Here is a 19,751-nt window from a genome sequence, read left to right on the forward strand (position 1 = left end):
TTTACGATCTGCGTCGCCGATGTCGACCCTCACTGCCGGACCGTCCACCTGGGTACAGGCTGCCCGCCCCCAAACACTCGGCGCGGCCGTCGCTCCGGTGGTCGTCGGTACGGCGATGGCAATGGAAGCCGGCGGATTGCATCCAATGTCTGCCGTTCTAGCCCTACTGAGTGCAATCCTGATTCAGGTCGGTGTCAATTACCATAACGACTATAACGACTTCCTGAAGGGCACGGACACCGACGACCGGGTCGGTCCGCAGCGCGTGACGCAAGCAGGCCTGGTCGAACCCGAGACGATGCGTGCTGCTACCATTGGCGTGTTCGCCGGCGCGGTCCTGGCCGGCGGCTATCTCATCTGGCGCGGGGGATGGCCCATACTTGCCATCGGCGTTGCGTCCATCGTGTCTGCCGTCTGGTACACAGGGGGGCGGTATTCCCTGGCGTATATGGGGATGGCGGACTTCTTCGTTTTCCTCTTTTTCGGCCCTGTGGCCGTCGGCGGGACGTACTACGTGCAAATGCTGACGATCAGCCATGAGGTCATCCTCGCGGGAGCGGGGCCCGGCCTCCTGGCCGTTGCGATCCTGCTGGTAAACAACATCCGGGATGTGGAGGGGGATCGCTCGGCTCGGAAGCGAACGCTTGTCGTCCGTCTGGGCCGGTCTGCCGGCGTTGCGTTCTACACCGTGTGCCTGACAGCCGCCGCCGTCGTACCGGTCGTTCTGTACCTGTTGAACGGGAGTCATCCGTGGGCAATGATGACATTGCTCATTCTCGCGCCGGGGCTCGGTTCGATTCGAACGCTCCGTTCGACGACGCAACCGGAGGCGCTCAACCCGTTGCTCGGTGCGACGGGCCGCCTGCTCGTGCTGTGGGCCGTCCTGTTCTCGGTCGGTTGGAACGTGTAAACAGGAGCGACGATGCGTGCGGCCCTGTCCACCTCGCCCATCCGTGGATCGCTTCATCCTATGGCTGTCATCGAATCCGTCACGCTCCACCCGTACGTCCTCCCGCTAACATCCCCTGTCGACCTCGGCGGATTCCGCTTGAGCGTTCGAAAAGGGTGCCTCGTGCGGGTCCGGATGCGGCAGGGCTCAGCGCACACCTCGGGTCTGGGCGACATCGCCCCCCTGCCGCACTTCAGCCGTGAATCCCTGTCCGACGCACGGGAAGCGGTCGAGGCGCAGATCCCGAATCTAGTGGGCCGGGAGCTCCCGGCGTCGCCATCGCTGCGCGACCTCGATCGCGTCATCGCGGAGGATGCGGGAGAGTGCCCGTCTGCACAATTCGGGCTCGAACAGGCACTCACGACAGCGATCGCGCGGCATGCCGGGGTGCCGCTGTCCAAGTGGCTCAGCGAAACCGCCCGCGACCGCGTGCCTCTGAATGCCTTGCTGACGGGGACACCGGATGAGATCGTCGCCGCTGGCGTCGACCTGGACGTCGGTGAGTACGGCTACCGTGCGGTCAAGATCAAGGTCGGGCGACACGATCCGGCGGAAGAGGCGGCGGCCGTTCGTCACCTGCACGGTGTCTGGGGCGGCGACGTGGACATTCGTCTCGACGCAAACCGCGCCTGGAGTCGTGCAGATGCGGAGGGCTTCGTCGCGGCGCTAAACGACACCCCGATCGCCTACATCGAAGAACCGCTTACGGAGGCCTCCGATCTACGACGCTGGGCCGGAAAAACGGGTGTGCCTGTTGCTCTGGATGAGACGACCCGTGAGCTCTCTGTTGAAGAACTGGCCCGACAGACGTTCGCGGCCGCCTTCGTCATCAAGCCGTCACTCCTGGGGTTTTACCGCACGCTTGATCTTGCCCGCGAGGTGGCATCGGCCGGAGTCGACCTGGTTATCACCTCCGCGTACGAATCCGGCATCGGTCTGGCTGGGCTGGCCGCTCTCGCCACCGCCATCGGGACCCGCCCCATACCCGCCGGTCTCGACACCTACCAGCGTCTGAGCCGGGACGTCGTCGAGGCACGTCTTCCCATCGGCGGCCCGTCAATCCATGTCTCAGCACTCTGGGAGGCCCTTCCGTCGGATCTGTAATGGACGCCCGGACTCATGCATTCTCTTGACCGCCCTGACGCTTTACGATGTCTCACCTCGACGATCCGCTCATCGTCACCGCAACCGCTTCCCCCGGACGCGAAGCGCTCCGGACGCCGTCCGGTCATTGGACGTATGCCGAACTCGATGCGTGGACGCAGGTTGTGGAAGGCCGGCTGCTGTCCGCCGGGTGCCGCCCCGGATCGGTGGTCGCGCTCGAAGCCGTCCGTGATCCGCGTTCGATCGCCCTTCTCTGGGCCGTCTGGCGCGTTGGGGCGATCGCGGCGCCGCTCAACCTGCGGGACCCGACCGCCCAACGGGTGACCACGGCACGCCGGGCCGGCGCGCACCTGTTCATCGGACGCGACGAAGAGGTGATGACGCAGGCACGGGACGCCGGGCTCCGTACCGCGCGCCTCGCAGCGATTACTGAATCCCCGGAGGACTTGGCTACGCCGGTCGCGGACCCGACGATGCGCCCGAGGCGACTTCCCCTCGATGCCCGTGCCACTGCTGTGTCGACCTCCGGGAGCAGCGGCCAGTCGAAGATCGCCGTGCACACCCTCGGCAACCACGTCTACAGTGCCCGCGGATCAGCGGAAAATATCCCCGTCGCAGTGGGCGACTGCTGGCTTGCGTCGCTCCCCCTGTATCACGTCGGCGGCCTGGCCATTTTGTTCCGGTCCGCGATGGGCGGGGCCTCCGTGGCGGTGCCAGATGGCGGTCACTCCGTCGCCGAGTCGATCCAGACGCTTCGACCGACGCACGCATCGCTCGTCGCCACCCAACTCGGTCGGCTCCTGGAGCGAGCACCGGACGCCATCGCCCATGTCAAAGCCCTCCTTCTCGGGGGTAGCGCCATACCGCCCGGCCTGTTGGACCGGGCCGTTGATCGGGGATGGCCGGTGCACACCAGTTACGGCAGCACGGAGATGAGCTCGCAGATCACGACGACATCCTCCGGGGCCGATCGAGACACGCTGACAACGTCCGGGCAGGTGCTCCCACATCGCGACCTCCGGATCGTGGATGAGAGAATCCAGGTCCGCGGGAAGACCCTGTTTTCGGGGTACGTAGCAACGGAGGGGGCGGCGGGACGGCTCCGCGACGCCCGAACGGGGGACGGCTGGTTCGACACCGGGGACGTTGGCTTCCTGGACGAACAGAACCGCCTGCATGTGACCGGGCGCGCGGATCGGATGTTTGTCTCGGGAGGCGAGAACGTCCACCCCGAAGAGATCGAAGCCGAACTTGCACGGTGCGACGGGATCGGGCGCGCCGCCGTCGTGGCCATCGAAGACGAGACGTTTGGTGAGCGACCGGTCGCCTTTGTCCAGTGGAGACCGGACGCGGAGGTGAGGGACCTCTTCGTCGAGCTGCGCCAGGCCCTCGCCGGGTACAAAGTACCGGATGCCATTCATCGTATGCCAGACGCGGCCGTGGACGGGCGCATGAAGGTAGACTACGACCTGCTTCGGGAGGCGGCACGTAAGTTGCGAAATGAATAAGTCCTGCCGGGCCGCCTGGTACTGCGTGTATGTCGGAAAAACTCCGAGGGGAGGACGCGGCATTATCACGGGGAGCAACAAGTCCGTCCGTGTATCCCTCTGCGCCGAACCTTCCCCCATATACACAAACGGAGGCGACCATCCGAACCACAGAAAGCCTTACCCGTCCCACCTACACAGGGGATACCTTTTGGACGTCGTCGCCTTACTGGCGGGACCGTCGACGCGGTACACGCCGGCGGACGCACCAGCTGGTATAAACCTCTGACACGCCCATGATCGGAAGCGCTTCCAAATCTATGAGTACACTTGTCACCGCCCGCGATGTCGCCCCGTTGGAACGCGGCCGCGTCCGGTTTACCCCGCTGCAGATGGATAACATCTACACCCACTTCCGGTGGAACAACGATCCCGAGCTAAATCGGCTCGACAGTGAGATTCCCTACGAAAAAGAAACGTTCGGGCAGTTCAAGAAACGGTTCGAGAAGATGTGCGAGAACCCGTCGTCGTCCCATCGGGACTTCGAGATTCACGCCGACGGTACACTGATCGGGATCGCCTACGTCGCACGGATAAGCGAGCACAACCGCCACGGACTCATCGGCATCACCATCGGCGACCGGGAGTTCTGGGGGAAGGGGTATGGCCGTGAGTCGATGGCACTCTTGCTCGAGTTCTGCTTTGACCACCTCCAGCTGCACCGGGTCAGCGCGGAGACGTTTGAGTACAACACGGCCTGGAGGGACCTCGTACAGGGCATGGGCTTTCAGCGGGAGGGCGTTGCCCGTGATTACCTCTACCGGGAAGGAGAGTACTACGACAAGGTGAGCTTTGCTATGCTGGAGGGAGAACACCGTCAGATGGAATACTCGAAAAGCCTGGAGGAGGCAGCCTGACACAACCGCGACGGTTGCATCCTCCTGGTTGCGTTCACAGCGACCGAACGCATACGGACCGGTTCCACCTGCCACAGATATGCAGGCGGAGCCGGTCCGTTTTTCGTTTCGTATCACTTCTGGTCCCCGGACCCGTTTGCCGGCGGGACCAGCAGGCTGTCGATCACGTGGACAACACCATTTCGCGACCGCAGATCGGCTCGCGTGACAGTTGCCGTTGGACGGTTCACGCTGCCGCCGACGGTGACGCTCCCGCTTTCGGCATTCCGAACGGCCTGCACGTTCGGGCCCAGAAGCGTCTCGTACTCGGTGGATGATAGCGGAATCTGTTGCGCCAGGACCCGATCTGGGAGGACGTGATAGAGAAGCACGCGGTCCAGGTCCACCTGGCCCAGCTCGGCCTCACTGACGGACCCGTCCCCGTTGGTGTCCACAACGGCAGCGAACGCGTCATTTGTCGGGGCAAAGACGGTCTGGTTCACATTATCATCCCGCAGGCGTGCCTGGAGCGGGCCTTCCGACAGATCGAGACTCGTTTCCAGGACCTGAAGGTCGCTTTCGATCAGGATGCGCTCTGCGGTGTTCAAGCGGTCTAGAATCGGGCGATCCAGGATGTGGATCACACCATTGGACGCCGGCACGTCCGTCGTCACAATGCGAGCCCCATTCACGCGGAGTCCGTCCGTCGTCGAAAAGGTGAGGGGTGTGCCTTCGATCGGCGTCACCGACATGCCGTCGGTGATGTCGCCGGCCTGGAGAACCGTGCCCGGGATGACATGCCGATCCGCGACGCGCGCCCGCAGTTGCGGGTCGTTGATCAGCGTGTCCGTTTGGAGGTTCGCGAGGCCGACGGACCGTGGCACAAGGACCGTGTACGCGCCGTCTTCTGCAAGTGACGCGGCAAGGGCGGAGTCCGCCCCGACGACAGCCGCGAACGTTCGCATTTCCTGGACGCCCTGCATCAGATCAATGATCGATTCGTCGGGCAGGGACGACAGGTCGGCCGTGTCGCACGCGGTGAGGAGGAGGCCGCCCATCAGAAGCGCGAACACGAAAGCGCGCCAGGACGTGGAGGATCGAGTCATGGTCAGGAGCAGGCGGGGCGGAGGAAGCGGCCGTCCAGTGCCACTCTGTGGCGTTACAGATGGGCGTGCAGGGAGGCAGCCGCGTTACGCCTCACGCTGCATCCAGTAGACGAGTACATCGTCGTGGAAGGCGTCGTCTCCGCGCTCGAGCGCAGCGTCCAAAAGGGCGTCGATCGGGTCGTCCGTGTCGAGGGTTTGCTCGGCAATCTCGAGAATGCCCTCCTCGCCGAGAACCTCCGTGCCGTCGACCGGGTGCTCCAGGAGGCCGTCGGTATAGGCCATAAGCGCATTTCCCGGAGCGAGATCGATCGTCTCGTCGCGGAAGCTGGCATCGGCCTCGAGGCCGAGGATGAGGTCGCTGTGTTCCGCGACCGAGGCGCCTTCTGGCGTGATCAGGACCGGCCGACAGTGTCCGGCATTCGCGTACGTGACGGAGTGATCGGCTGGATCCCAGTTCAGGATCAGAAAAGACGCAAACGTGTCTTCCAGCACCTCATCCGTCAGCAGCATCTCATTGATACGCGACATGATGTTCGCCGGCGAGGTGGATTCCTGCAGCAGGGTGTGCAGCGTGGCGCGCACGTAGCTGAGAAAGCTGAACGCATAGAACTTCGCGCGGATGCCTTTTCCCATCACGTCGCCGATGGTGATGAAGTAGGTACCGTCGTCGACCTGCGTCCAGTCGAAAAGATCGCCACCGCCCTGTTCTCGAGCCTCGGAGTGGAAGAAGATGCGGTATCCGTCCACCTCCGGCATACTTTTCGGGAGCAGCCGATTCGAAAAGTCCCGGCCGATCTCCGCGTCCAGCTGGGTCTGAAAGACCTGCATGCGCTCCAGGAGCCGCTCGATGCGGTTCAGGAGCTGCTCCATGTCGAAGGGCTTCGTGATGTAATCGTCGACGCCTGTGCGCGCGCCCTGACGGCGGGTGGGTTCATCGGCCCGCGCCGTAAGGAAGATAAAGGGGATGACGCGCGTGTTTTTATCGGCCTGTAGCTTTTTTTGCAGGGCGAACCCGTCCATCTTCGGCATCATGATGTCCGAGATGATCAGGTGCGGCGTCTTTTCTTCGATCTGTTCGAGGGCTTCCTCACCGTTCGCTGCCGTCGCCACGTCATACTTTTTGTTGAGGCGGTACTTCAGCAACTCGCGTACGGTGCTGTCGTCCTCAACGATCAGAATAGCATGCTCAGCCATGGTTCGTGATCGACGGGGATGGAAAATTCGAAACGGTACCGCCCGCAATCGGTCGGGCGGTATGAGCACTGACCGGTGCAGGCATTGATGATTCGGAGGCCCATTCCGCGCTCTGGGAGCGCTCGAGCTTCCTTTCGTTGAGTGACGAGTTGGGCCGAAAGGTTGAAGCCGGTGGAATTATCGGTCACAGCGCAAGAAATATTCCGGTCACTTGCGCGGATCCGGATGTGGACGACCGGTGTGCGCGAGTCGAAGTCCGCGTGCTGCACCAGGTTTGCCAGCCACTCGTGGAGGACCACCTGTGCGTAGCGGACAACGGACGGTCGCCCGGACGGATGCGAATCGTCGCTCCCGACCGGGGCGCCAGGTTTCTCTCCTACGCGGTCCGGAACGCTGTTGCCGGCGGGAGGGTCGGCGGAGGAGGGGGTGGATGGCCACGTCGAGACCGGATCCTCGCCGAACTCGTCCAGCCACTCATCGAGCAGGTTCCGCACGTCATCAATCGCGCGGTCGAGATCGTCGTAACGTTGAGAAATCGAATGCTTGTCCATGCGCCAGTTCGGCGGAGACGTCCGCCGGAAAACCAGATGGGGCCGTGCGACGGTTAGGATAACGCTTCTTCTGCGGCGTCGACGGTAGGAAACTGGCGAAATACTTTGTATGTGCGCGTCAACTGTACGACGACCTGCACGGGGCGCGACACGTCGGCGAAGGCGACCTGTCCGTCATCGGGAGAAATCTGGCGATATAGCGAGAAAATCGAGCCCAGACCGGTGCTATCCAGGACGGCGGTATCTGAAAAGTCCAGAATGAAATTCACGGACCCGTTTTCGATCTCCGACTGAAAGGTCGACTTGAAGTCGTCGGCGTTGCGGAAATCCAGGGCTTCGCCCATCCGGATAACGACCGTTGTCGGAGAGAGAGATTCTACCGTAAAACCCATATGAATCGATTGTGTAAAGGTCGTCGCGTGACAAGGAATGCAACCCGCCGGGACGCTTTCCGGCGGACCGGTCGGGCCTGCAGGCGCTTCAAGGTGCCATCTAACGCCGGAATCCGTTTGCGCAGGAGTCGTACTATGGATGGCAAGCGGCTGCGATCCGACTCGGTACGAGGGGCACGTCGCACACCCGTCCGGGTCCCGGCCGGCACACTCTGTTTGCTGTCGCACAACGTCGGAAAGAATTCGGGCGAACGCAATGCCCCGAACGAAGCGTGAGACCGTCCGTGCACCGATTCCACGGATTTATTCGTAGATTCGGCAAACGTGCTGGGGAAACGAGGGTTCAACGGGGCGTCGTACGCTGCTCATGTGTTTGAACACGAAACAGGCCGCGTGATGCTTTTCGTGACAACTGCCGCGATGATGTTTACGGCACCGCGTACGATCGTCTCAACAACACGTAGTCGGTGCGCGATTGGGGCGGATAAATGCTTCAATCCGCTCCGTACGTGATTCCTGCGTGTTTTCGTGCTGATACCAACCACAACCTCCGTGCCCGTTATGGCACGTCTCCCATTGGCGGCCTACTTGTGGTTTCAACGACCGCTCAGCATCGTGTGCGCCGTGGGCGTCGTGATCCTGGTCTTGAGCCTGGTCGTGGGCTGCGAACGCCGGGAGCGTGACGTTTCTGCGGCCCTTGCCGCCGATTCGGCCGACGCCGGCCCGGGTCAGGTAAGTTGGGACGTCCGCCTCGGCATCCAGGAGAACGGTCTGCGCCGCGCCCATTTCGTTGCGGATCGGATGGCTCATTTCGAAACGGAGGACAGTACATATATCGAGTTCACCATCGACGGCGAGCTCCCGATCGATACCGTAACGACAGAAGCCGATGGGCTGTCCCCCAATGGTCCGTCTTCGTGGGTGAACAGGGTGGCCGATGAAGCCGACCCACCGCGCGATTCCCTGCCCGGCTTCCGCGGCCGATCTCTCCCATCGGATCGAGTCGTTGCGTACGTGTTTGAAGAGGGCGACTCGTCGGCGGTGATCACGGCGGAGCGCATGCTGTACTTTGCGGAGGAGGGGCGGTTCGAAGCGTTCGGTGATGTCGAGGTCTACACGGTCGATCGAAAACGGCTGAGTACCGAACAACTCACGTGGAACCAGAACACACGGAAACTGCGAACGCGTCGGTTCGTCCGGATCGTGACGCCAACCGAGGACGTTCAGGGGAACGGTCTCGTTGCGGATGAAAACCTTGACACGTATCAGATCGGGCGCTTCACGGCGGACGTGGATGTCGACGACGAGGCGTCCGGCGACGGGTCCTCCAGCGATACGCAACCGGACGCCTCCCCGTTGGAACCATCGCCTCCCGCAACGCCGCCTCAAGATGAAGCTGCGACTGCGGACACAACCGACGCACGATAGCAGCGACCGAACGCTCGCCCCATCTTCCTTTTCCACGGCCCGGTTCTGTACCCGCTCGTATGTCTCATACTTCCCAGGTTATGCGTCTGCGCAAGTGGGTAGCCGGTGCCTCCGTCGGGTTGTGGCTTGCCCTGCTGTCCGGCTGCGCTGCGTTCCAGTCGACGGCACCGGAGGGGCCCGACGTGGAGGGACGTGCTGCGGACACACTCGTTGCCGACACCGCGGCCGAAAGCTCGGAGATCGATCCACCGGACTCGCTTGCCCTCCAAGACTCGGCGTCTGTCGAGGGGGGGGATACGCTCGTGCCGGCTCCTGCGCTGCCGGACACCGCCGGTGATTCTCGACCGTCGAACGACTCTCTACGCCGCCTCACGCCGCAGGATACAATTCCGTCGGGCGAACAGCAGAGCCGCGCGGAGTCCGACCGTGTCCGTGTGCGCGCCGATTCGCTGTCTGCCCGGGAAAGCGACGAGGGCGATCGATTGCAGGAGCTCTTCGGGAATGTCTTCGTGCGACAGGACAGTACGCGGCTTCGCTCGCAAGAGGCGGTCCGATACCTGGAAAGCGACGAGTTTCTCTTCCGGGGGAATGTCGTCATTTACGAGCGGGGTGATACGCTACGCGCCGCGACCGTTCGGTACGATCGCCCATCGAAAGTCGGCCGTGCCTTCGGCCGCGTTCACCTATCGGATGGTGATGTCGACGTCTATTCCAGTCGCGCGATCTACTACGCGGACGAGAAGCGATCGGTCTTTCCCGATTCCGTGCTTCTCGTGGATGACGACAAAACCCTCCGCGCGGAATCTGGCGTGTATTTGTCCGACGCGCAGAGGGCAGACTTCTTCGGCAACGTCCGCGTCCGCGACCCGGAGACGTACATGGAGGCGGACACCGTCGTGTACTACCGAAACGAGAAGCGGACGGAGGCTCGCGGCAACGTGTTCATCGACCGGAACCCGAGCGCCGACGACGCCGCCGAACGAGACGTGGGCTATGATTCGTTGGAGATTCGAGCCCGGAACGACGGCCGCATGGCGCCCGAACCGGGAGACGAACCGTCGGCCGATCGGGCGAATCCAGCCGATGCCGGCGAACAAACGCTCCTCTGGGGCGACGAAGCCCGGAACGACGAAGAGCGCAAGACGAGCCGCGTGACCGGCCGTGCGCTGCTGCTACAGGTGCGAACCGACAGCGCTGGCAGCCCGACCGATACGCTTCTGGTCCGGTCGCACCGGCTGAACGCGCAGCGGTCGGACACGCTCCGGCGCATGGTGGCGATCGACTCCGTTCGGATTTGGCAGCCCGACCTGTCCGCGGTCGCCGACTCGGTCGTTTATGATCGCTTCCTAAACGGAACGGACGATGATGTCCCGTCGCTCGAGGAGACGAGGCTCTATCGTGCGCCCCTCGCATGGTTTGATGGGTCGCAGGTATCGGGGGACACCATCCGTGTTGTTGTACGCAATCGCTCGGTCGACACCGTCTACGTACGATCGAATGCTTTCGCCGCGCAGGAGGATAGCGTAAGTGGCCGTATCCAACAGTTGAAAGGACGCCTCATCACCGCCGTTTTCCGGCACGACTCGTTGCGGCAAATCATTGCCCGCCCGAACGCTCGCGCCATTCGCTTTATGACCGGTCGAGACGGATCTGAGAACGGGGCCGCACGAACGAGTGCGGACCGCATCGTTCTGCGGTTTGTCGACGAGCAAGTCGAGCGTGTGAGTGTGCTGGGCGGCACGGAAACCACCTACTACAAGCAGGCGATTGTCCCTGACCCCTTCCGGCTCGACGGCTTCATGTGGGTCCCGGATCGGCGCCCCACGCGGCGCATGTTCCTGGACGATGATCGTGTCCGCCGCCGACTTGAACCGGACACGGAGCGATCCCCAACGGATCCCGCGTCGCCGCGAACCGACAGCCTCGCTGCAGGTGCCGGGTCCACGGAGACACCTGGTACAGGTCGCCGAACCCCGTCCGGCGACGGATCCAGAGCCGGGCGGTCGGATTCAAGCGACGAGACCGTTGATGCGCCACGACGCGAGCGGCCACGTTCGCGCCGCCCTGATTCGACCCCGAAGCCCCCTCTTCGATAGCACGACCGTGCATCCTCCGTATGAGTGATTCTGTATCCTCCGGAACCGAGGCGCCGGATCACACCGTCGCCCAGCGATCTGTACCGGACGATCCGATCGTCCTGGCCGCCGAGCATCTCACGAAGCGGTACAATAAGCGTGCGGTCGTCAAGGACGTCAGCCTTCGGGTTCAGCAGGGGGAGATCGTCGGCCTGCTTGGGCCAAATGGGGCCGGAAAGACCACGACGTTCCACATGATTGTCGGGATGATTCGGCCGAACGCGGGCCGTATCCTGCTCGACGGAGACGATGTAACGCGGCTGCCGATGTACAAGCGCGCCCGGCGGGGCGTGGGATATCTGGCTCAGGAGACGAGCGTCTTTCGTGAGCTAAGTGTCGAAGACAACCTGCACGCCGTGCTCGAATTCCAGCCTATCACCTCCGAAGAGCGCGTAGCCCGCGTGGAGTCACTCATCCGCGAGTTCGGACTCGACCGGGTTCGCGACTCGAAGGGATACGCGCTTTCAGGCGGCGAGCGCCGTCGTACGGAAATCGCGCGCGCCCTCGCCACGCGCCCGCAATTCTTCCTCCTCGACGAGCCCTTCGCCGGCGTCGATCCAATCGCGGTAGAAGACATCCAGTCGATCGTCGCCGGACTGAAGGAACGGGGCATTGGCGTTCTCATCACTGACCACAACGTCCACGAGACGCTGGCAATCACCGACCGGGCGTACCTCCTCTACGAGGGCGACATCCTGAAGGCGGGAACAGCCGAAGAACTGGCTGCGGATCCGGAAGTGCGGAAACGGTATCTCGGGGAAAAATTTTCGCTCGAACGGTACTAGTGCCCTCGCGCCGAATTGCTTCAGATTGGGCCTTTTGCAAGATTTAATTCAGGAATATCGGAACGATACGTTTTAACGCCATGCGCATCGTAATCAGTTGCAGTCGTGCATTCCCCGGCGTTTCTTAATCGGATGGTCGATCTCTCACCGGATTCCCGGTCCTGCGTGGCACGATTCTCGTGCCGGTAGGGAACCGGTAAACCGGAGAACGAGAGGCGACGATTGAACACCCTGACTACACCTCAAGCGCGTTTATATGTGTGGAATTGTTGGATACATCGGCAGTCAGCAAGCGGAGTCGATTTTGTTGACCGGGCTAAAGCGGCTTGAATATCGCGGGTACGACTCCGCGGGGCTTGCGATCGTCGGTGATGACGGCCTCGTGGTGGAGAAAAGAAAGGGGAAAGTGGACGAACTGCGTTCCGCGGTGGACGGCCAACCGTTGCTTGGAACCCTCGGCATCTGTCACACCCGCTGGGCCACGCATGGCCCGCCGACGGATGCGAATGCCCACCCGCACACGAGCGTCTCGGGCGACTTCGCCCTCGTCCACAACGGGATCATTGAGAACCACGGGGTCATCCGGAAGCGCCTGAAGGAAAAGGGGTATGAGTTCGTCAGCGACACCGACACCGAAGTTCTCGTTCACCTGATCGAGGACATTCGTCGAGAAACGGATCTGTCCCTCGGCGAGGCCGTCCGCCAAGCCCTGACGCAGGTCGTGGGCACCTACGGAATTGCCGTGGTGTCGAGCGTAGACGACCAGTTGATCGCCGCACGCAAGGGCAGCCCGCTGATCCTCGGGATCGGGGACGGCGAATACTTCATCGGGTCGGACGCCGCACCGCTCGTCGAACATACGCGTCAGGTCGTGTATCTGAGCGATGGAGAGATCGTGACCGTCAACCGCAACGGCTACGAGGTGAAAACCATCGATAACGTGCCCCTCGAGAAGGAGGTGCATGAGCTCGAGTGGGATCTCAGCGAGATCGAGAAGAGCGGCTACGACCACTTCATGCTGAAAGAGATCATGGAGCAGCCGGAGTCGCTGTCGGACTCTATGCGCGGTCGGCTTCTCCCCGATGATCCGCGCGTCGTTCTCGGGGGGCTCTACAACCACTGGGACCAGATCGTGGACGCCGACCGGATCATCATCGCCGCCTGTGGCACGTCGTGGCATTCGGCCCTCGTGGGGGAGTACCTCATCGAGTCCTTCGCGCGCATCCCCGTCGAGGTCGAGTATGCCAGCGAATTCCGATACCGCAATCCGATCCTGCGGGACGGGGACGTGGTGATCGTAATTTCGCAAAGCGGCGAAACGGCCGACACCCTCGCAGCCGTCCGGGAGGCCCGGAAGAACGGCGTACTCTGCCTGGGAATCTGTAACGTCGTCGGTTCGACCATCGCCCGGGAAACCGATGCCGGCGTGTACCTGCATGCGGGACCGGAAATCGGCGTTGCGTCAACGAAGGCCTTCACGGCGCAGGTGACCGTTCTCGCCATGATCGCGCTCAAACTCGCCGAAAATCGGACGCTCTCAACCGCGGAGATGGCGCACAATCTCCACGCGCTTGCCTCCATCCCCGACAAGGTGGACGAGGTGCTGGGGATGAACGACGAGATCCGAGAAATGGCGAGCGTATACCGTTATGCATCCAACTTCCTCTATCTCGGGCGCGGCTACAATTTCCCGGTCGCGCTGGAGGGCGCCTTGAAGCTCAAAGAGATCAGTTACATTCATGCGGAGGGATACCCGGCCGCAGAAATGAAGCACGGCCCCATCGCGCTCATCGATCGGTTCATGCCGGTGGTCTTTATTGCGATGAAGGATTCGACGTACGATAAAGTCGTGTCCAACATCGAAGAGGTGGTGGCGCGCGACGGATCCGTGATCGCCATCACGGATGAAGGAAATGGCGAACTCGACAAGCTGTGCGAATACGTCCTCCGGATCCCCAAGACCGAAGAATTCCTCTCGCCGCTGCTGACCGTTGTGCCTCTTCAGCTTCTTAGCTACCACATCGCCGTCATGCGCGGGTGCCACGTCGACCAGCCGCGTAACCTGGCGAAGAGCGTCACCGTAGAATAAGCGTCTCCGGGCTCGCTGCGGACCCGTACGAACGTGACCCCACCGAGTCAAAGAGGCTCGTGTGCTCATGCGCGTCCCTGTCTGGATGCGCGTCCCTTTCCGGGCGCGCCCGGTCCGTTCCATGCCCGTGATTCGGCTTCGCTGGTCGATTCAGCGTACCGGTCGCGCGCACGCACCTCCCTGAAGTTCATGTCTCTGATCGCGGGCCGGGCCGTCCCTCGGGCTCACCGGGACTCAGCATCCGCGCCGATGCCGCGAGTGCTGCTCCGCGTGAACGATCAAGAGGACGGGGCCCTGTCCCTCAGGCACGCCGCCGTTGCGTCACGTTCTTCTGTGGAGCGATGGTGTTCGTTGCCGCCGGGTTCCGGAAACCGCCGCGATCGGATTCCGTCCATGACAGCGACATCTCATCATGGACGTCGTGTAACGACCCGGTCGGAATCGACGTGTTATGCGGCGAATATTCCCCGACAAAAAACTCTGTCTATCTCATGCTCACGTCCCGATCGTTCTTCAAGTGCCAGCGGACGGCGTCACCGGTCGCTGTCTTATTGCTTGCTGCGTGTGTTGCTGCGTTCTTCGTTGCAGTGCCGGCCGCCGGTCAGCCGGCCGATCGTGCGCTTTCGGTCGCGGAGTCGACCGCGGACTCCCTCGGTGCCGACGATGAGCATAGCTACACGATCGATCTGGCCGCCGACCGGTTCGTGTACGGTGTCGCCGAGCAGCACACCGTGGATGTCGTTATCGAGGTTCACTCCCCGGACGGTTCAGAACTCGCACGCATCGACGTCACCGGGGAAGGGCCGGAGCCGTTTCAGTTCGAAACGGAGGCGGAGGGCGTGCACCGGCTCGTCGTCACGTCGTTCGAGGAGGACGCCGGCCGCTACACGCTACGGCTCGACGGAGCGGAGCCCATTGCGACGGCGCCGTCGGACCGGGTCAGGCAACTCGTCCACCGGGTATCCGGCGATGCGCCCGGCGTGGCCGTCGGCGTGGTGAAAGACGGTTCCTTGATCTACACGGAGGCCTTCGGGATGGCGGACCTCACCACGGGGACGCCTTTCACGGTCGATACCAGATCGAACATTGGATCCGTCTCGAAGCAGTTCACGGCGATGGGGGTGCTCCTCCTGGCGCAGGATGGGCAGCTCTCGCTTGACGACCCGGTCACGAAGCACCTGCCGAATGTAAAAGCGTTCGAGGACACGGTTCGAATTCGCCACCTGCTGACGCACACGAGCGGGTACCGGGAGAGCATCAACACCCTGGCGATGGCCGGCGTCCGATTCGACCGGGGCGACTATATCAGCCAGGAAGACATCGTCGACGTCGTCCAGCGACAGCCAGAGCTTCAGAACAAGCCGGGAACGAAGTGGAACTACAACAACACCGGCTATCAGCTGCTCGCGGACGTCATCGCGACCGTTTCCGGCATGTCGTTCCCGGAGTACATGGACGACCGGGTGTTCGGGCCGCTGGGGATGAACCGCACGATGATTCGGGCCCCGCGATCCCAGGTCGTACCGGGATCGGCACGGGGATACACGATGAGCGACGGCAGTTACCGGGAGGGCATCGATCTCCCGGCTGCAATGGGAGCGGGCGGCATATACGCGACGCTGAGCGATCTCGCCAAGTGGATCGACAATTTCAACACCCATGAACTCGGCGGGGCGGGTGCATACGAGCAGATGACCACGCCCTACGTCCTTGCCAATGGGGATACAACCGCGTACGGACTGGGCGTTTTCGTACAGGACATCCGCGGATTGAAGACGATTCAGCACGGCGGAGCAGACATGGCTCATCGCGCGCAGGTGACGTACTTTCCGGAGCTGAATGCCGGAATCATCATGATGACCAATAATGCGACCGCACCGGGTTCTCTTCCGCTGGACGTGGCCGAGGCGTTCTTCGGCGATGACATGGAGCCGGTCAAACCGGGGTCCGCCGCGCCCGCCGACACGTCGACTGCCTCCTTCGAGCCGGCGGACATGACGGCAGAGGACTTTGAATCGTTCGTCGGTCGGTACGAACTGGACAACGTTCCCGGCTTCGTGCTGACATTCATGCAGGAGGACGGTACGTATTACACGCAGGCGACCGGTCAGCCGCGCCTGGAAATCCGCCCGACCGGGCCCTCCACGTTTGAACTCGTTCGGGTCGAGGCGCGGGTGGAATTTCAGGATGTAGAGGACGGGAAGGCGCAGTCGCTCACGCTCTTTCAGAACGGGGTGCAAACGGCATCCCGCATCAAGCGCGACCCGTGGAGCCCGACGTCAGACTCGCTAAAGGCGTACGAGGGTCGTTACTACAGCGAGGAGTTGCAGACCGCCTACGTCATGACCGTTCGGGAGGGGCAGCTCGTGCTCACGCATACCCGTCTCGACGATATTACGTTAAAGCCTGGGCAGGAGGATCAATTCTCCGGTGCTTTCCCGGTTATGGATGTCGAGTTTGTCCGGGACGAGGCAGGAAAGGTCATGGGTCTGCGTGCCGGCAACGGACGGACGAGCGGCGTACGGTTTGATAAGGTGGAGTAGATTCGAACGAGCAACGTATGCTGGATGAACGGCGGCGCCGGTCAGGTCGATCGGGGCCGCTTTTTCGTAGACCGTACCGATCGTGGAATCGCTGTGTAGGCCGAACGAACACCGCATGGACCTCGTGAAACGCTGCGGTTCATCGTCCACGAGGTCTTGCCCGATTAACGCATGTCCGACTCCGTCGCTGCCGGTCGTACCCCCGGTCTCGCTCTTCAGAACGGGACGCTCACACCGGAGCAGCGACGCATCGTAGAGCATGAGGAGGGCCCCGCCCTGGTTTTCGCCGTCGCCGGCGCCGGAAAAACGACGTCGATGGTGCACCGCATCCGGCGCCTCGTGAACGACGGGGCCAGCCCGAAGCGGATTCTGGCGAGTTCGTTTTCACGGTCGACCGTCGACGATCTCGAACGCGGGCTCATCGCCCTGGACGTCGAAGGGGTACAGTGCCGCACGATCCACTCGCTCGGCCGTTCGTTCATCGCGGATGCAGAGCGCCGCGGGCACCGCCCACGACAGCTTCGAAATGGCGAGGTCGACCCGGCGTCTATGGCGCGCATTCTGGCGGGAAAAGCTCGGACGCAACTTGCGATGGAGCGAAGCATCGACACGTCCGCCTTGGGCATCCCGCAGTCGGATCTGGAGGACCGGATTTCCGCATGGAAGACGTGTCTGGCCTATGTAGACCTGGACGCGACGCAGTTACCGGCCGAGGCCCGCGAGCATGCCACGCAGGCGGACCACGAAAACGAGGACTTCCTCACGCTGTATCGATACGCGGAACGATTGCGCCAGCAGCGCGGCTGGATCACGTTCGATGACATGCTCCGGGAGGGATGGGAGGTCCTGATGCGCTACGACGACGTCCGCGAGGCGGCGCAGGCGCAGTTCGATTACGTCCTCGTCGATGAGTTTCAGGACGTCAGCCCCGTTCAGGTCCGGCTCCTGGACGTGATCACGGCGTCGCATCGCAACTACATGGCGATCGGCGACGACGATCAGTGCATCTACGAATGGCGAGGGGCGGATCCGTCGTTCATTCTCGGGTTCGCTAATCGATACGACGCGTCCGAGTACGTCATCTCCGACAACTTCCGGTCGACCGGGCAACAGACCAGTCTGGCCAATGCCGTGATCGGCGAGAACCGGCGCCGGCACCCGAAACGACTTCATCCGACGCGCACCTTCGACGGGTACACGTACCTGCGTGCCGGTCGGGGACAGGTCGGGCAGGCCCGAGATCTCGTGGCTGAAATTCAATCGCACCTCGATGCCGGGGCCCCGCCTTCGGATCTCGTGATTCTCGTCCGCCAGTACGCGCAGACGCCGTTCATCGAGCAGGCTCTCATCCGGGCACAGATCCCGTATCGGATCGCTGGCAGCTCGCCCTTTTATCTTCGAACACAGGTGCAGGCGCTGCTGCGCCACCTCTTCTTCGCCATGCTTGACCGGCAGGTCCGTGAGCACGGCTGGTTCGACAATGGTCGACGCGTGCAGCAGTACCTCGATCGATTCGAGAAGGTGATGCTGGAACCGAATCGGTACGTCTCCGGGTCGGTTCTGACCCGCATTCGCCGACGCACGCGCCGGAAGCGAGCCTCAGTCCTCGACGTCCTTCGCGGCTACCGCGGTGACATGCACGCCCGCACTGCGCGGGGGATCGACGATTTTCTGGGCGTCATGGAGGAGTTGCGGGGTCGCCTCGACGAACCTGCCGATCAGACGGTTGACTGGCTTATCGATGCGATGGGATACGAAGGCTACATCCGTCAGCATAGCGCATTCAAGGAAACGGCGGACGATCGCATCCAGACGGCCCGCTCCCTCGTTCATTTCGCTCAGGGCCTCCCGAGCACACGCGCGCTGCTGGAGCGCATCAAGCAGATTTCGTTCGACCGCATGGAGCAAGGCCCGACGTCGAACTGTCTCGAGATCCGGTCCATTCACCGGGCGAAGGGAAGGGAGTGGCCGGTCGTGTTCGTGCCGGACTGCAACGACGGCACCATCCCCAACCTGACGGGGATGGATGCAGGCAGTGCACCGCCGGAGGACATGTCTGAGAAACAGGACGCGTCGAATGACGCCGCGTCTCAGAGTGCATCGGACGAAGGGGAATCGCGCTCGCAAACAGACGACGAAGATGAGCCGGAAGGCCAGGCGAATGCGGAGGCCATCGAGGGAGAGCGCCGGCTATTCTACGTGGCGATTACCCGTGCGATGGACGAGCTTTACCTCTTCCGCGACGAGTCTGAACCCATCTCACCATTACTCGGCGGCGTCGATGCGGAGCGAGTCCTCGAGCAGTGCGACCATTGCCGGCAGGTGCTTCACGGCCCAATCGACAGGATTGACACGGCGGTTCTCGCGCGATTTTGCGAAGCGGTGGACGAGTTACAGATCGACCGCTTTCTGCTCGAACGCTGGACGCCCGACCGTGGACGGTTTGAGAGGCTACGCGAAGGCATCACCGCACTGGAGGAGGCCATCTCTTCAGCGAGGCAGCGCCTATCCTCGTACGCTTCGGCCAAGGATGAGTATGAGCGGCAAAAGGCTGAGGTGCTGGACCCGATCTCCGAGGATCTCGACCATCTCCGAGAGAAAAAATTCGTTCTTCCCGCGGTCGAGGTCCCGATCGCGTACGATGGCGCGCAGGCCGACCACTGGGTGGGCAAACCCGTCCGATTCGAAAAGCAGGAGGGCGAGTTTTTGGTGGTCGCGGGTTCGGTGTCCGTTGGCCGGGTTGCATTCGACCGAGATGCCGACGGCGTCGCGGAGGAGGCCGTCGGATCGTTAGCCCCCGACGCCCTCTGCGGCGACGTTCAGCGGGCCTCGTCGTCTGGCGAAACGCTTTACGTTTCCATCGATGTTGGTGCGACCCGCCGGCGACTCCAGAGCGCACGGCGCCGCGTTCTGAAGGACCTTCACCCGCCCGAAGCACCGGATAAGACGACGCTCCGCCTCGCCTCTCCGGCGTGCTACCGCGGACGACAGAAGCTGGTACGCACACTTGAGGTCGTCGAGGACCGAGTGGCCTACGTCGAAGTGGGCAGTGAATGATGACGCTCAGTAGCAGAACACTTCCGGGCATGAAT

14 protein-coding genes are annotated in these 19,751 nt (G+C 62.6%); 10 read left to right on the forward strand and 4 right to left on the reverse strand.

Going from position 1 to position 19,751, the window contains the following annotated elements; translation table 11 throughout:
* Window positions 1-19: 19 nt before the first annotated feature.
* From ACFCU0_RS07290 to ACFCU0_RS07305, 4 genes are all read left to right on the forward strand, one after another.
* Window positions 20-910, forward strand: coding sequence for a 1,4-dihydroxy-2-naphthoate polyprenyltransferase (locus ACFCU0_RS07290; protein WP_434973006.1), 891 nt, complete (start codon window positions 20-22; stop codon window positions 908-910).
* 60 nt (window positions 911-970) lie between these two features.
* Entirely contained in the window at window positions 971-2,053 is a 1,083-nt protein-coding gene (gene menC / locus ACFCU0_RS07295; protein ID WP_434973007.1) for an o-succinylbenzoate synthase, read from the forward strand.
* A 47-nt stretch (window positions 2,054-2,100) separates the two neighbouring features.
* The gene (gene menE, locus ACFCU0_RS07300; RefSeq protein WP_434973008.1) at window positions 2,101-3,561 is read left to right on the forward strand and encodes an o-succinylbenzoate--CoA ligase; all 1,461 of its coding nucleotides are present in this window, start codon (window positions 2,101-2,103) and stop codon (window positions 3,559-3,561) included.
* A gap of 299 nt (window positions 3,562-3,860) precedes the next feature.
* The gene (locus ACFCU0_RS07305; RefSeq protein ID WP_434973009.1) at window positions 3,861-4,457 is read left to right on the forward strand and encodes a GNAT family N-acetyltransferase; all 597 of its coding nucleotides are present in this window, start codon (window positions 3,861-3,863) and stop codon (window positions 4,455-4,457) included.
* Window positions 4,458-4,570: 113 nt separating this feature from the next.
* Here the strand turns inward: ACFCU0_RS07305 and ACFCU0_RS07310 are convergent, their stop codons facing one another.
* The 4 genes from ACFCU0_RS07310 to ACFCU0_RS07325 all read right to left on the reverse strand — a co-directional run bounded on the left by ACFCU0_RS07310 (window position 4,571) and on the right by ACFCU0_RS07325 (window position 7,679).
* A complete protein-coding gene (locus ACFCU0_RS07310; RefSeq protein WP_434973010.1) occupies window positions 4,571-5,542 on the reverse strand; it encodes a fasciclin domain-containing protein in 972 nt (323 codons plus the stop codon).
* Between the two features lie 84 nt (window positions 5,543-5,626).
* Entirely contained in the window at window positions 5,627-6,736 is a 1,110-nt protein-coding gene (locus ACFCU0_RS07315) for a PP2C family protein-serine/threonine phosphatase (protein WP_434973011.1), read from the reverse strand.
* Window positions 6,715-7,287 (reverse strand): ATP-binding protein, encoded by a 573-nt coding sequence (locus ACFCU0_RS07320; protein ID WP_434973012.1) that lies wholly within the window; start codon window positions 7,285-7,287, stop codon window positions 6,715-6,717. Before ACFCU0_RS07320 ends, ACFCU0_RS07315 begins: the two co-directional genes overlap by 22 nt.
* 53 nt (window positions 7,288-7,340) lie before the next feature.
* The gene (locus ACFCU0_RS07325; RefSeq protein WP_434973013.1) at window positions 7,341-7,679 is read right to left on the reverse strand and encodes an STAS domain-containing protein; all 339 of its coding nucleotides are present in this window, start codon (window positions 7,677-7,679) and stop codon (window positions 7,341-7,343) included.
* A gap of 561 nt (window positions 7,680-8,240) precedes the next feature.
* On the opposite strand from ACFCU0_RS07325, the gene ACFCU0_RS07330 reads away from it, so the two are divergent.
* The 6 genes from ACFCU0_RS07330 to ACFCU0_RS07355 all read left to right on the forward strand — a co-directional run bounded on the left by ACFCU0_RS07330 (window position 8,241) and on the right by ACFCU0_RS07355 (window position 19,716).
* Complete coding sequence (locus ACFCU0_RS07330; protein WP_434973014.1) at window positions 8,241-9,107, forward strand: hypothetical protein; 867 nt, start codon at window positions 8,241-8,243, stop codon at window positions 9,105-9,107.
* A gap of 59 nt (window positions 9,108-9,166) precedes the next feature.
* Entirely contained in the window at window positions 9,167-11,203 is a 2,037-nt protein-coding gene (locus ACFCU0_RS07335) for an OstA-like protein (protein ID WP_434973015.1), read from the forward strand.
* A gap of 95 nt (window positions 11,204-11,298) precedes the next feature.
* Entirely contained in the window at window positions 11,299-12,027 is a 729-nt protein-coding gene (gene lptB / locus ACFCU0_RS07340) for an LPS export ABC transporter ATP-binding protein (RefSeq protein WP_434973039.1), read from the forward strand.
* A 256-nt stretch (window positions 12,028-12,283) separates the two neighbouring features.
* A complete protein-coding gene (gene glmS / locus ACFCU0_RS07345) occupies window positions 12,284-14,116 on the forward strand; it encodes a glutamine--fructose-6-phosphate transaminase (isomerizing) (protein WP_434973016.1) in 1,833 nt (610 codons plus the stop codon).
* Between the two features lie 491 nt (window positions 14,117-14,607).
* The gene (locus ACFCU0_RS07350; RefSeq protein WP_434973017.1) at window positions 14,608-16,659 is read left to right on the forward strand and encodes a serine hydrolase domain-containing protein; all 2,052 of its coding nucleotides are present in this window, start codon (window positions 14,608-14,610) and stop codon (window positions 16,657-16,659) included.
* A 171-nt stretch (window positions 16,660-16,830) separates the two neighbouring features.
* Window positions 16,831-19,716, forward strand: coding sequence for an ATP-dependent helicase (locus tag ACFCU0_RS07355; protein ID WP_434973018.1), 2,886 nt, complete (start codon window positions 16,831-16,833; stop codon window positions 19,714-19,716).
* Window positions 19,717-19,751 lie beyond the last annotated feature (35 nt).

Origin of the sequence: Longibacter sp. (assembly GCF_051155795.1) — a bacterium.
Taxonomy (GTDB): domain Bacteria; phylum Bacteroidota; class Rhodothermia; order Rhodothermales; family Salinibacteraceae; genus Longibacter.